This window comes from Tannerella forsythia 92A2 (genome assembly GCF_000238215.1).
In the GTDB taxonomy this organism is placed as follows: domain Bacteria; phylum Bacteroidota; class Bacteroidia; order Bacteroidales; family Tannerellaceae; genus Tannerella; species Tannerella forsythia.
The window spans coordinates 2403147-2415683 of the sequence record NC_016610.1 but is presented as its reverse complement, the minus strand read 5'-3'; the positions used below and the strand labels follow the sequence as shown (position 1 = coordinate 2415683).

11 protein-coding genes and 1 tRNA gene are annotated in these 12537 nt (G+C 46.7%); 6 read left to right on the top strand and 6 right to left on the bottom strand.

Features of this window, described 5'->3' with window-relative positions; translation table 11 throughout:
- Positions 1-104: 104 nt before the first annotated feature.
- On the top strand, positions 105-1064 hold the full coding sequence (locus BFO_RS09785) for a PstS family phosphate ABC transporter substrate-binding protein (RefSeq protein ID WP_014225554.1): 960 nt from the start codon (positions 105-107) through the stop codon (positions 1062-1064).
- A 125-nt stretch (positions 1065-1189) separates the two neighbouring features.
- On the opposite strand, the gene BFO_RS14125 is transcribed toward BFO_RS09785, so the two are convergent.
- Positions 1190-1654 carry a hypothetical protein gene (locus BFO_RS14125; RefSeq protein WP_014225553.1) on the bottom strand — a complete coding sequence of 155 codons (465 nt, stop codon included), beginning with the start codon at positions 1652-1654 and terminating at the stop codon, positions 1190-1192.
- A gap of 6 nt (positions 1655-1660) precedes the next feature.
- Entirely contained in the window at positions 1661-2857 is a 1197-nt protein-coding gene (locus BFO_RS09775; protein WP_041590855.1) for a C1 family peptidase, read from the bottom strand.
- Positions 2858-2974: 117 nt separating this feature from the next.
- On the opposite strand from BFO_RS09775, the gene BFO_RS15380 reads away from it, so the two are divergent.
- The gene (locus BFO_RS15380; protein WP_014225551.1) at positions 2975-3148 is read left to right on the top strand and encodes a hypothetical protein; all 174 of its coding nucleotides are present in this window, start codon (positions 2975-2977) and stop codon (positions 3146-3148) included.
- Positions 3149-3189: 41 nt separating this feature from the next.
- A complete protein-coding gene (locus BFO_RS09770; protein ID WP_014225550.1) occupies positions 3190-4110 on the top strand; it encodes a carbohydrate kinase family protein in 921 nt (306 codons plus the stop codon).
- Between the two features lie 234 nt (positions 4111-4344).
- Here BFO_RS09770 and BFO_RS09765 read toward each other — a convergent pair whose 3' ends face one another.
- The 3 genes from BFO_RS09765 to BFO_RS09755 all read right to left on the bottom strand — a co-directional run bounded on the left by BFO_RS09765 (position 4345) and on the right by BFO_RS09755 (position 5366).
- A complete protein-coding gene (locus BFO_RS09765) occupies positions 4345-4707 on the bottom strand; it encodes a helix-turn-helix domain-containing protein (protein WP_041591278.1) in 363 nt (120 codons plus the stop codon).
- Positions 4708-4721: 14 nt separating this feature from the next.
- Positions 4722-5021 (bottom strand): type II toxin-antitoxin system HigB family toxin, encoded by a 300-nt coding sequence (locus tag BFO_RS09760; RefSeq protein ID WP_014225548.1) that lies wholly within the window; start codon positions 5019-5021, stop codon positions 4722-4724.
- 270 nt (positions 5022-5291) lie between these two features.
- Positions 5292-5366: transfer RNA gene (locus BFO_RS09755), tRNA-Pro, on the bottom strand.
- A 129-nt stretch (positions 5367-5495) separates the two neighbouring features.
- Here BFO_RS09755 and BFO_RS09750 point away from each other — a divergent pair.
- Entirely contained in the window at positions 5496-6443 is a 948-nt protein-coding gene (locus BFO_RS09750; protein ID WP_014225545.1) for a UDP-glucuronic acid decarboxylase family protein, read from the top strand.
- Positions 6444-6591: 148 nt separating this feature from the next.
- On the opposite strand, the gene BFO_RS09745 is transcribed toward BFO_RS09750, so the two are convergent.
- The gene (locus tag BFO_RS09745) at positions 6592-9378 is read right to left on the bottom strand and encodes a TonB-dependent receptor (RefSeq protein WP_014225544.1); all 2787 of its coding nucleotides are present in this window, start codon (positions 9376-9378) and stop codon (positions 6592-6594) included.
- Between the two features lie 352 nt (positions 9379-9730).
- On the opposite strand from BFO_RS09745, the gene BFO_RS09740 reads away from it, so the two are divergent.
- Both BFO_RS09740 and BFO_RS09735 read left to right on the top strand, forming a co-directional pair.
- A complete protein-coding gene (locus tag BFO_RS09740) occupies positions 9731-10447 on the top strand; it encodes a response regulator transcription factor (RefSeq protein ID WP_014225543.1) in 717 nt (238 codons plus the stop codon).
- Positions 10448-10584: 137 nt separating this feature from the next.
- Positions 10585-12537 (top strand): transglutaminase domain-containing protein, encoded by a 1953-nt coding sequence (locus BFO_RS09735; protein ID WP_014225542.1) that lies wholly within the window; start codon positions 10585-10587, stop codon positions 12535-12537.

The following is a 12537-nucleotide window of genomic DNA, read 5'->3' as shown; positions in this document are numbered from 1 at the left end:
AAGAAGAGATTAATTTGTTATTCTGATAAATAACATCTAATATTGCACCACGTAGAGAACAGATACAAAGAAGGATATTCATTCATCAATAAAAATACGACCCAATGAAAAACTGGATTTTGATGGCATTATGCCTTGCTGTTTTCAGCAGTTGCGACAAGACGGAACCCAACGACAATCCGTCGCTGACGCTTGAGGGACTGACCCTCGATAACTTTCCGAAAATGAGTTGCTCCACCTCGACCAGACCTCTACAGACGCTGCTGGCTTGTAAACTGTTGAATATCGAGTACAAATGGTTCCAGTATATCGGATTGAATGACACATGGGATATCATTCCCATTTACAGCAAGCTAACCGATGCAGAACAACGCTTTTTCGAAGAGAAGCTGCAATGCCCGACAACGCACGGCGCCTTCACCCGTCTGATCGATGGAGAGACGGAACTGATCATCGCCTCACGCAGTATTTCGAGAGACGAAAAGACGTATGCCGAGCAAAAAGGTATCCGGTTGATCGAGAAGCCCATTGCACTCGATGCACTCGTATTTATTGTCAACCCAGAGAATCCCGTTCGTGCTCTAACGACCGAACAGATACAAAACATCTACACGGGAAAAATCACGCGCTGGTCTGATGTAGGAGGAAAGGAGGCGGATATTCACCCTTATATGCGCAATCCTAATTCGGGTAGTCAGGAGAAAATGGAGACCCTCGTAATGAAAGGTCTGACGATGAAGAAATGGCCGGAGATGATGGGTGGTTCCATGCTGTCCCCATTCTATTCGATTCTGTCCGATGCCGACGGTATCGGGTACACGGTCTATTATTATTACGATCGTATTGTCCGGCAGCCGGCACAATATCCGACCGTAGCAATTAACGGTGCACTTCCTTCGCACGAAAGCATACGAACGCAGAAATACCCCTATACTACCTATGTTTATGCTGCGATCCGTGCCGATACAGATAAAGCATCGATGGCTTATCAAATGTTTGAGTTACTTTCGAGCAAGGCCGCACGAAAGGTGATTGACGAAAGCGGATACGTAGCCGTTCTTTAAGAAGCTTACCGTACCTAAAGAAAATGGTTCAAGATGTTTCTTGGTTATTTCCCGAAATAAAATGATTAAGACGGAAGCCGCCAATGCAGCCTCCGCCTTTGTCAAAAATTAATCTTCCGATATTTTTACATCACTTCCGACGGGATATCGATTTCTTTTACCTCCTCTTTATCGGATGAGATATCGACGATGCGATCGACCACATAACGCGAGTAACCGCGCCAGGGCACTGCACCAAGATACTCGATATAATGCAGTTCCACCGTCTGACCTCCCGCGCTCATCAGTTCTTCCGCCACGGCTTCATCCGAAACGGAGAACATGAACTCGTTCGACTGGATACCTCCGTCTGCACTGGGGCGAATACCCGACTGAATCAGTCGGCCTTCGTAAGTCTTAAATAGAATCCCCTTGTAAACGACGTAATTCAACCGGCCGGTTTTGATGCCTTTGGCAAATGGGAAGTAGTAATAAAACGAACCACCTGCCAGCAAAACTGCCACAATTATCAACATCGTGATATTACGTATTTTGCGCCATTTGCGCCGGCGTTGCTCCACCCTTTCTACTTTATCGACCAACGATTCCATATGGTGTTATTTTATCCCCAGTTTCGATTGGATGGTTTTGGGTAATGCGTCTTTATGCAAGACGATATTCATGGTTTTGTAAGCGACATATGCTTCCGATGCATACCAGTGCCCTTTGTATTTGCTCTCCGTTCCCCACGAGTTTTTCACCATATAGAATTTCTTGCCGGTCTGATCTTTCGCGATACCGTAGATCAGCATACCGTGATCGTCGGTCGTTTGATAATTATCGTATGCCTGCTGGCGAAGCTCCTGTGTCACCTCTATTTCTTTGCAGGGTTTTTCTACTAACTTCTTGACCTCGGCGTCTCTCTCCGTTTGGCTCAGTCCGACCCAACGCGCCTGATCCGAACCCGACGATTCCAGCGCTTCGATATCGGCGGCTACGGCAATCCCATTGCGAGTAAAACCTTTTTCACTCACATCCGATCCCCATGCAATCGTGTAACCGTTATTAATGGCATGATCTAACACTTCCATCAGTTCATGGATCGGGAGGTTATAGCTTGGCGCCCACCGCCAGTTATCTTCGATCTCAAGCGGAAACTGCGAATAAAACGGATGATGCGTATAAGAGGTCAATGAAACATAATCATCGAAATTCAGCCCCAGCGATTCACCAAAACTCTTGGGAGTATATTGCTTGCCCTGATATGTAAATGTTTCGGGGAGTTTACCCAGATACGTGTCGATGACACCGTCAAATCCTTTTTTCCACGCTGTGGACAGTTTTTTGTCCCGATTCTTGATGACTGCATTTACATAGGCCGTAGCTACCTCGGCCAACTCACCATGCACATGGTTGTCCTGTCCGTATTCCAGACCTTTGTAAAGCTCTCCGGGGACAGCACCGTAGTGTTTAAACACGTAAATCACATCGGCAAATGAGCCCCCCTGTGCAAAATTCAACTTTCCGTGCAGCCGTACAAATTTATCGGCCTTGTCTTTGTACGAATGGTTGGCAATGAACATCTCGGAAAGATTATATTCCCCTTTTCCCGTTCGTAACAATTCGGCCTCGATAAGCCCCACCCCCGAGAACGACCAGCATGTTCCCGTGCGATTTTGGTTTTTTACCGGTGTAATCTTCACTTCTTTGACGGTTGTAAACTGATAGCCCTCTTCTTCCTGTCCCTCTTGTCCATACATCGCCGAAAACGATGCGAATAGCACCATACTGCATGTTATACATTTTCTCATCATGATGTTTTTATTTTTGATTCATGCGCAAATATACATGTTTCATTTTACACGATAGATTTTTTCACTACTTTTGTTGGAAAAATGACGAAAATAAACGCGTAAGAAATATTTAAGTAGATGAAACTGGAGGGGAGAAGAGAAAGTACGAATGTGGAAGATCGCCGCGGAAAGTCCGGCGGACGTAAGGCTTCGTCAGGAATCGGAGGAATGATTGTTGTCGGGCTGTTGATGTGGATAATGGGCGGTAATCCGGACGACGGCGATACGTTTACACCGAATTATTCGTATTGATAACTTCTAAATAATATCATGGGCTTAAACAAATACCCGCAATGAAACACGAATTTTGCTGCATTGGCCATATCACCCTTGATAAGGTTGTTACCCCCGGAAACACGGTCTATATGCCCGGCGGGACGTCTTTCTACGTCTCGCACGCACTCAAACGCTTCGACGATCTCGACTATGCGCTGGTTACCGCTGTCGGAGCATCGGAACGAGGCGTTACGGACGAACTGACGGCGCTGGGCATCCGTACAACCGTTCTGCCGAGCCCATATTCCGTGTATTTTGAAAATATTTACGGTGACAATCCGGACGATCGTACGCAGCGTGTGCTGGCTAAGGCGGCTCCGTTTACCGTAGAACCGTTGCATGAGGCAGATGCCGGGATTTTTCATCTCGGAGCATTGCTGGCGGACGATTTTCCGCTCGATACACTCCGGTATCTGGCCGGCAAGGGCCTGATTTCGGTCGATTCGCAAGGATATCTGCGTGAAGTGCGCGATACGCATGTGTACGCTGTCGATTGGACGAACAAACACGAAGCATTTCGATCGATTCACTTCCTCAAAGCCAACGAGCAGGAGATGGAGGTGCTGACGGGTTACAAAGACGCTTCTCGGGCTGCAAAAAAACTCTGTGAATGGGGGATAAAAGAAGTACTGCTTACATTCGGGAGCATGGGCTCGCTCATTTACGACGGACAAACGTTTTATCGCATACCGGCCTATATTCCTCACCAAGTGGTCGATCCTACCGGATGTGGCGACACCTATATGGCCGGATATCTTTACCGACGCGCTAAGGGAGCGACCATCGACGAGGCGGGAAACTTCGCAGCCGCTCTCTCGACCTTAAAAATCGAACGTTCCGGACCGGTAGATGCAACTGTGGAAGATGTGAACCGGGTGATGCGTGAAAGTGCGACCTGCATGCCGAATATCGACGGAGGCATTCATCCATGTAACTAAAGCGAACGAGAAAATATCTCGTTTCGCAGGCAGTTTAAAAAAGCGGATCGAGAAAACAAATGATCCTGCGTGATGTTTTTTATGATGTCACAAGTTATTCTGTTTTTTAAAACAACGTATGCTTATCACCGAGTCCGAATAAAAATAGCAAGTGTCCCATCAAGTCTGCCGTTATAGTTTGCCGGTACTTGCTTAATCCTCCTCTATGTCTTCTTGCGAAAGCCCATAAACACTTTAATAGCCTAACATGGCTTCAGGAGAGATACCTAATACTTTACATAACAATCTTGCTATCTTTAGGGGGGGCTCTGAACGTCCGGAGATGTAATCATTCACTCTTGATGGACTAACTCCAATTTCTCCGGCTAATTGCTTTTGTGTCATTCCTTTTTCTTGAATCGCAAACTCGATCAATTCCGAAACCGTTGGTTTGTCAATAGGATAATGTTCTTGCTCATAAGAGATAATTATATCAGAAAAAATAGTTAGTAAAACGGCATTGCTGTCAGTTACAGGTACGCTGTCATCTACGAGAGATAAAAGTTCCTCTACTTTTGCTAATGCAACTTCGTACTGCTGTTTTGTTATTTTGCCCATGTTCTTTTTCTCCATTATATAGTTGAACAATCAATCTTTTCATATTCTTTATGAGTCCCAACCCAGCGTATATAAACATATCCTATGGTAAACTTAATAACTACAATCAACCGGTAACTGTTTCCTCTTATATTGAATACATAATGTTGGTTACCGACATAGTCGGTAGCAGGAAAATCAACTTTTATATCTGATAGGCTTCTCCAATTAGCCTTTTCCGTTATATCGTACCAGCGCTCCAGAGCTACACGTGTATCTTCACGGCCTTTCGTTTCATAAAATTCTTTTATTTTTTTATGTGATACGATTCTCATTCTTATTTTTTTTACGATACAAAGATAGTGCATAAATTTCGCATAACAAGATTTTTAGCCGTGAAAGTTTTGGAAGATAGAATTTCGTTCTTTTCTGTTTATCTCTTTTTTCTTCTGGAGGGAAAGTCATATCAGACAAGAAAGAAGTAATTGAAAAATCTTATATGATACTGTGCAAAGTGGATTTTGTGGCTATTTTGAGAGTGATTTTTCTTAAAAAAGACACCGATCTTTTGAAAAAAGGAATATCGGTGTCTTTAAATCGTTTTGTCGGGATGACTGGATTCGAACCAGCGACCACGCGCCCCCCAGACGCGTACTCTAACCGGGCTGAGCTACATCCCGCAATCTCGTTTTGCGGCGCAAAGGTATAAAATTAATTGAGAACGGACAATGCCCGACCGATATTTTTCTCGTCAAGTTAAAAATATACCGTACTTTTGCAGGCATAAAACTGAAGAAAAAGCAATCGATATGGAACGAATCTTAGTGACCGGGGGCGCCGGGTTTATCGGTTCGCATTTGTGCGAGCGACTGGTAAGAGAAGGCAACGATGTGATTTGCCTCGACAATTATTTTACGGGAAACAAGAACAATATCCGTCATCTGCTGGGCAACGACCGTTTTGAGGCCGTGCGGCATGATGTGACTACGCCCTATTACGCCGAGGTAGACAAAGTGTATCATCTTGCCTGTCCCGCATCGCCCGTTTATTACCAGTACAATCCGATCAAAACGCTGAAAACCTCAATTTACGGCGCACTGAACATGCTCGGACTGGCCAAACGCGTGGGGGCGAAGATTCTTCATGCCTCGACGAGCGAAGTATATGGCGACCCGACGGTGCATCCTCAGGTCGAATCGTACTGGGGCAACGTCAATCCGATCGGTATTCGCTCATGCTACGACGAAGGGAAGCGCGCGGCCGAAACACTCTGCATGGATTATCGTCGGCAGCACGGGATACGCGTCAAAATCATTCGTATCTTCAATACGTATGGCCCGCGAATGGATAAAAACGACGGTCGCGTAGTGTCGAACTTCATCGTACAGGCCCTGACGGGAAAAGACATCACCATTTACGGAAACGGAACGCAAACACGCAGTTTTCAATATATCGACGACCTGGTAGAGGGGATGTTGCGCATGATGAATACGGGCGACGACTTCAACGGACCTGTCAATTTGGGTAACCCGGGCGAGTTTTCGATGCTCGAACTGGCGCATGAAGTGATTCGTCTCACCGGATCGAAGTCGAAAATTGTCTTCGAGCCCTTGCCACAAGACGATCCGAAGCAGCGAAAGCCCGATATTTCGCTCGCGTTTGAGAAATTAGACGGTTGGCAGCCCACCGTCAAGCTCGAAGAGGGATTAAAGAAGACAATCGCCTACTTCGACGAGTTGTTGAGGAGCGAAAAATAGATTCGTCACTGATTTTTTTATTCTTCGCGGCATCGGAACGGCGATCCCGCGAAGAAAAACGGCTGTGCATGCCGTTAGAAGAATACTTTGGGGAACTGCTTCGATACGCAACTTGTCGAAACAGTTCTCAAAGGTTTCGTAAATCGTGTTAATGGGGCGGCCTTTCGCGTCCATGACCGAACATACCGGGCATGCGCATATCTGAAGCCTTCCCGCCGCCTTTGAAAATGCTGAAGCGGTAGATGAAATACAGCATGCCATAGCTGTTCAGGGTGTTGTATTCCGTATAACGGATGGCGCTGGCCGTTGCGCTGTAAGAAATGTTACTGCGTTGTTGCAGGATGTCGTAAACTTTGAGTCGAAGTATGCCCGCATTGTTCTTTAGGAACGTTTTGGAGAAGGAAGCGTTCCAAAGCCATTCTTTCTGTTCGTATCCGGCGGAATATCCGGCGTTAGCCGAGTAATTGATATCGCTTTCGATCTGAAAGTTGTACAGAAGGTAGAGCGTTGTGGAGGCTCCGCCGCCGTAATTGAAGGTATGCAGATCGTTTTGTCTTTGAAGCGTGTTATGTGTCCGATTATAGCGGAAGTTTCCGTTGAGACTGAAATCGAAGAGGTTGGAACGGTAGTTGAGGCCGACGTGGTCGGACAGTATCAGGGCTTTGCTCGTATTCTTTTCGCCGTCGATGTATCCGCCGGTGTTGGCATAGCGTGCGAAGGTCATTCCAAAGACGGAAAACTTATTGTTTTTCAGTGGCAGGTTGACGATGGCACGAAGATCGGCATTAAAATTTCCGTCCACATTCTCGTAAGTCGTCGTGCGTTTGCCGGTACGTTGTTCGGTGGTTGTCTTATTGACAATATCGTTGACGATATAGTTCCCGTTGGCCATCAATAGGTAAGCCGTCTGACTCTCGGGGATGAATTTACCGAAGCGAATGCGGAGATTATTTGTGTACGTCGGACTCAGGTTCGGATTTCCGATGACGGTATTAAGCGGATCGGAGACGTCGGCCACGGGTTGCAGTTGCATCATCTCGGGTTGTCCGGTGCGTCCGTCGTAATCGATGCGCAGGTCCGTACGTTTATCGAAGCGGTAGCGCAATTGCGCGGTGGGAGAATAATTAATCACATTGCGCGACATGGAATAGAGCGTGCGGTCGCCGACGAAGGTTTCGGTACGGGTGTACGACGGATCGACGTTGAACCCGATCGTGACGTTATATTTTTCTCTTACGGCTTTGAAGGCGAAGCTGACACGCTGCTCGATGGCATTATTGCGGGTGCTTTTGCTGTAGGCCGTGTCAAGCTTGGTATAGTTTCCGCTGCCGTCGTCGACGTATGCGTCTTTAAGCAATTCGCGTTTGTTTTGCCCGATTCGGTACGTAGCCTGTATGAAATTGTTGTGTCCGATGGGTTCTACCCACGAGACGAAGGCGCGATAGTTGTATCCGTTGTTGTCATATCGTACACGCTGGTCGATAACACCGGTCGAGTCGGGGAAAAGCAGATATCGGGTGGCGGAATGGTTCTCTCCGTTTCCGTATGAGTTGCTGATGCCGCCGGAAAGCGATCCGCTGAGGGTGCGTCCTTTGCTGTTGAGCTTGCGACTGAATTCGAGTCGTGCCGAAGCGTCGTAGCCTTCGCCGTCGGAAAGGGAATGGGAGCGCGAAGTGTTGACCGAGTCGCGCCGGCCGCTTAGTGTATGGGAATCTTCGTGCCCTTCATTATGCGTTTTATAATAGGAAAGCTCGGGTTGGAAGATGAATTGGGTCAAAGAGTCCGGCTTCCATTCCATGCGGAGGTTAACGCCAAGATTATCGTTGCGTGTACGGGCGGAACTTTGGCTGTAGTCGTATGATGAGCTGTCGCCCGGCAAGATATTCTGCCGGTTGCTTTTTGAAAGGGCGTCGTTGTCGGAATGAGCGTATCGTACATTACCTCCTATCGTGAAACGCGGGTTAAATTCTTTGCTGAAGTTCGTCCCGATGTTGCCCGACGAGGTGATTCCGTTGCCCGCTCCGAAGCCCCGGAAGCGCCGGCCTCCGCCCCCCATACCGCTGAACATGGCGGCGGCAAAATCGGTAAATCCCATGTTATTCGTATTGTTCAATCCGCCCATAAGGGAGAACTGATCGTTTTCGACGAAGCGATTAATCATCATATTACCATCGTAACGCTGCCGGGTGCCGTAGCCGCCGATGATGTTGCCGAACCATCCCTGTTTCATGCCGGGTTTAACGGTGAGGTTGATGACGGCTTCCTCGTCGCCGTCGTCGAAACCGGTCATCTGTGCCATATTGCTGCGTCGTTCGTAGGTTTGTACCTTATCGACCATCTTGGCCGGCAGGTTCTTGGTGGCAACCTTCGGGTCGTCCGAGAAAAATTCTTTTCCGTCGACAAGCACTTTCTTGATCTCTTTTCCGTTGATTGTAACCTTTCCTTCCGCACTGATTTCGACACCGGGCATTTTCTTGAGCAGGTCTTCCAGCATCGAGCCTTCGGCTATTTTATACGAATCGGCGTTGTATTCGATCGTATCGTTTTTGACCTGAACTTCAATGGCCTTGGCCGTAACGACGGCCTCGTCGAGCATTACGCTTTCGTCGCGCATCGTAATCGTACCAACGTCGACCGGATTTGTTCGATTCGTTACTTTGAGCAGTTGATAGACGGGTTCATAGCCCACGAAAGTGACATGAAGGAGATAATTCCCCTCTTTAACGCTTCTGAGCATGAATGCTCCGTTACGGCTGCTCACCGTACCGTTTACCATCGAACTGTCTTTCATGTTGAGCAGTCGTACAGTCGCCTGTTCGATGGCCTCTTTGCTCTGCTCTTCGATAATTCTGCCTTTCACGTCGACCTGAGCGACGGTGGAGATGGAAAAAAGAAGAAAGGCGAGCAGAAAAAAATGTTTGCCTCGTTGTGTCATAAAATTCTTTTCTTTGTTTGTCGTTTTAATATGAGAGATAGACGAACCCCCTTCCGGATAGTTTAACCTCCATATTCTTTTTTGGAATTTTTGTGGAATGAATAACGGATAGACCGTATGAGGCGATTTCCACTTCTCACCTGCAAGCAGGCTTCTTATATTTAAAAACCCCTAAAGATTATTTTGGTCTTTTACCATAAAATCCTTATCTTTGTCCGCAAATATACGTTGTTTCCCGTATGGACACACTTTCGCACATATCGTATCGAATTTTAATCCCGATTAAGACAAGAGAGAAGCGCAAACGCTTCTTAACACGTCTATTATATTACCCGTATACAATCATTAAATTATGAAAACAATCTCTGCCGAACAAGAAATATTTGACGCGATCCTGCAGGGAATCGAATATTGTTCGATGCACTCCTATCAAATCCGGTATGTGGTCAATTGCGATGATTTATCTATCTTCCACTTCTCGCCTGCAAGCAGACTTCTTTTAAGCAAACTTAAGTTGTCGGACATTCACCATCTGAAATACGATTCTTTTCTGGAGAGTATCGCGCATGATGACACGAAATGGATTCGTGAGGTCAATCTTTCCGCTCTGCACTTCCTTAAGAATATCCCGGCAGAAGAACAGAGACTGTACACGCTGTCCTACAATTTTCACCTGAAAGGATACGGACATCCGATCCTTGTTTGCCATCGATTCACGCCCGTTCTGCCCACGAACGAAGAAAAGTTGCAATGGTGGCTCGGCAGCATTTCGTTATCCTCGTACGATACACCGGGACATATTCGCCTGAATAAATACGGCAGTTCATCTTATTGGAAATATTCGTCCGAAGAAAAAAAATGGATTCCAAAAGAAGGTATTGTGCTTTCTGAAAGAGAGATAGAGATGATCGCATTGTCGGCACAAGGATTAAAGGAAAAACAGATTGCCGAATACCTGCATATCTCGCGATCATTAGTCAAATTCCGCAAACAGGAACTCTTTGCCCGCCTCAAAGTAAAATGTATGTCGAAAGCCGTACTCCGTGCCATGAATTATCGCCTCCTGTAAAATTTGTACTAAAGTACAATAAAAATTGTACTAAAGATAGTAAACCGTTTTGCCGGTTCTCTTTTTCTTTGCCGAAAATTTATCATAGATCACAATAAATTATAGTTGAAGAAAAAAATAAAATCGGATCGGAGAGGATGAGTACGTGTCATATCTTTATCTATGCGGGAATAGGTCTTATAAGTATGGGAGGTTGCCGAATGTCAACACCCGCTTCGGGTATGGAGGACGCTCTGTCGCAAGCCGGAAATAACCGCAACGAATGGTTCCGGGTTATTCGCCGTTATCAAGACGGAAACGATACGTTAAAGCTGCAAGCGGCTCTTTTCCTGATTGAAAATATGACGGATAAATTTTATTTTACGGGAAAAGTCATTGACGAATATGAGACGTTTATCGATTCCGTTTATCGGATACGACAAGCGGAATACGATATTCCCACCATCTACGACGAATTCAGAACCAAGGCGAAGAACTTGACGCAAGAACCGGATGTCTGCCGGGATATACGGACTTTGCCGGCCGATTTCCTGATCGAGCATATCGAAGAAGCCTTTGCCGTATGGAACCGTCCGTGGAACCGGCATCTGAGCTTCGACGAGTTTTGCGAACTGATCCTTCCCTACCGGATAGGGACGGAAATACCCGAAGCATGGCGGCAATCATATCGGGAGCGATTCGAACCGTTGGTAGAGTCGGATTCCATCCGGACAGCACGGCGGGCATGTACAGTGATCAATAATGAATTAATAAAATTGCCTATCCATATCGCAACGACTTCCGTTTTACCGATCAATCTGCGTCCGGGCATATTGAGAAACATTAAATTCGGCCTATGCGGCGATTATGCTTATCTGGCCATCTACGCGATGCGGGCAGCGGGCATACCGGTAGCCATAGAATTCGTTCCGCATTGGGGAAATGAAAACGGTGCTCACGTTTTTAATGTAGTATATGATAATGATAGTACTTTTCATGACTTTTTAGGTGCAGAAAAAAATCCGGACGAACATTTGATTCAATTTCATAATACCTTTCCCAAGGTCTACCGAAAGACCTTCGGTAAACAAAAAAAGTCGTTGGCGATGCGTCACGGAAACGAAGATATCCCGCCATTCTTTCGGAATGCGTATATGACCGATGTAACCGCGAATTATGCCTTTATCGGGGCAAAAAACATCACGATTCCTTTACCGGACAGGACTAAACGAACATTCGCTTATCTGTGCGTATTCGATCCGGGCGGATGGACGCCTGTAGCATGGGGAAAGGTAACGGAAAACAAGGCCGTTTTCCCTGCCATCGGGCCCAACATCGTGTATCATGCCGCGTTATACGCCGGCGGAAAGTTAACGTTGACAGGAGACCCGTTTCTGTTGGATACGATGGGACAGATCGTTTATTATACGCCCCGGCCGGAGACAATAGACTGCGTATTGGAGCGCAAGAACCCCGAAGCCAAGAATCTGGCTTTCCTTCCCCCTTCGATGAAAGGCGGCCGCTTTCAGGGAGCCGACAATCCGGAGTTTGAACATCCCGTCACATGGCATATCATAACCGAAGAACCGGATTTTAAATACACAACCGTCGTGCCGGAAAGTAAAACGCCGGTAAAATATGTCCGGTATCAGGCTTCGGACAAAACGCAAGGCAATATGGCAGAAGTCGAATTTTATGCCGCAGACGCAAGCCGACCCTTGAAAGGGAAGATCATCGGCCGTTACAAACCGAGCATCTATTATCCCCGAAACGGAGCCGAAAAACTGTTCGACGGAGACCCGCTGACCTTCTTCCATTCGAGCGACACGCTGAGTTGGGGAGGATTGGAACTGGAAAGACCGGCCGTGATCTCAACGATCCGTTATATCATCCGAAACGACGATAACGGTATCCGCAAAGGACATGAATACGAACTTTTTTACATGGATAAAGGACGCTGGAAATCGTTGGGAAAGCAGACAGCCACGGAAGATGACCGGTTGCTTTACAAACAAATACCGGAAGGCGCTTTGTACTGGCTTCGCGATTATACCAAAGGCAGAGAAGAGAGAATATTCGAAATAAAAGATCATACGGTTATTTGGCATTGA